We start from the raw sequence: 1487 nt of genomic DNA on the forward strand, positions 1-1487 counted from the left end.
CGTACTGTGACCGGTCGCAGCAAAATCTTTTCTCGCTATCGCAGCTATCATGGCTCTACGCTTGGTTCCGGCAATTTATCCGGTGATCCGCGCCGATTTGCTTTGGAAAATCCGGCAGCCAATGGATTTATTAAGTTTTTTGATCCGTATGTTTATCGTTCCAAGATCCCATTTGCCAATGACTCGGAAGCAGCAGAGTTTTATTTGGACAAATTGAGAGAACAGCTGCTGTACGAAGGTCCGGAGAATGTTGCGGCAATTGAAGTTGAATCGATTACCGGTGCCAATGGCGTCATCATTCCGCCGGACGGATATTTGCAGGGATTGCGCAAGATCTGCGATGAATATGGCATTTTGATGATCTGTGATGAAGTAATGGCTGGATTTGGCCGCACGGGCACAATGTTCGCGTTTGAACACTGGGGGGTAAAACCGGATATTATTACGTTTGCCAAAGGCGTTACCTGCGGATATGTACCACTTGGCGGCATTATCGTCAGCAAAGAAATTGCCAAGTATTATGAAGATCATGTATTTCAATACGGCTTGACATATAGTGGGCATTCTCTTGCGTGTGCTGCCGGCGTTGCGTGCGTCAATTATTATCAAGAGCATCATATTTTGGAACATGTCAATCGGGTGGGAAAGGTTCTCGGAGAAATCTTGGAAGAGATGAAAGAAAAGCATCGTACCATTGGTGATGTTCGGTATATTGGATTGTTTTCTGCTGTAGAGCTTGTAAAAGATAAGGAAACGCGAGAGCCATTGGTGCCATATGCAGACCGCAGCGGTGCGATGGGTCGAATCATTCAGCTTCTTACAGATCGAGGTTTTTCTACATACGGACGAGAAAATAATATCAATATCACGCCGCCGCTGATTATTACTGAGCAGCAATTACGAGAAGAAATGAAAAAATTCGATGAGGTGATGGACATTGTTGACAGCGGAAACTTCTAATACTTGGATCTATCGCCAGCCGGTGGAAATTCATTTCGGTTCGGGATCACTGGCTTATCTGGAGAAAGCTGTAGAGAAGATCGGCGGAACACGGGGACTTTTAGTCACCAGCCATTCGTTTCAGGCTCTTGCGCAAGAATTGAAAAGTAATTCTTCCAATCGGATTGCAGCAATTTATCATGGTGTTCGCCCGAATCCGGAGCTGACGTATGTCGAAGCGTGCGATACTTTGATACGAACCAATCAGTTGGATTTTATTATCGCGCTGGGCGGAGGAAGTGTGTTGGATTGTGCAAAAGCTGCTGCAGCTGTTGCAGCGGGACAGTATGATATTCGACACTATTTCGGCACAGATAATCCGCTGCCGGATAAAGGAATTCCTGTCATTGCTATTCCAACAACGGCGGGAACCGGAAGTGAAGTGACCAGTGTTAGTGTGCTGAGTGACGGAAAACGCAAATTGCCGTTAAGTGCAGATTCTTTGACTGCGCAGATTGCTTTGGTTGATCCGGAACTCACGCGAACAC

The 1487-nt window shown here is 46.2% G+C and carries 2 protein-coding genes; both read left to right on the forward strand.

The window, feature by feature from the left end:
* A partial coding sequence (locus tag ACR0P9_RS12460) for an aminotransferase class III-fold pyridoxal phosphate-dependent enzyme (RefSeq protein ID WP_432620621.1) occupies window positions 1-960 on the forward strand: 960 nt, incomplete at its 5' end.
* On the forward strand, window positions 941-1487 hold a 547-nt coding region (locus ACR0P9_RS12465; protein WP_432620623.1), incomplete at its 3' end, for an iron-containing alcohol dehydrogenase. The genes ACR0P9_RS12460 and ACR0P9_RS12465, both read left to right, overlap by 20 nt.

The sequence above is a fragment of the Butyricicoccus sp. genome (genome assembly GCF_050872565.1).
Lineage (GTDB): Bacteria > Bacillota > Clostridia > Oscillospirales > Butyricicoccaceae > Butyricicoccus_A.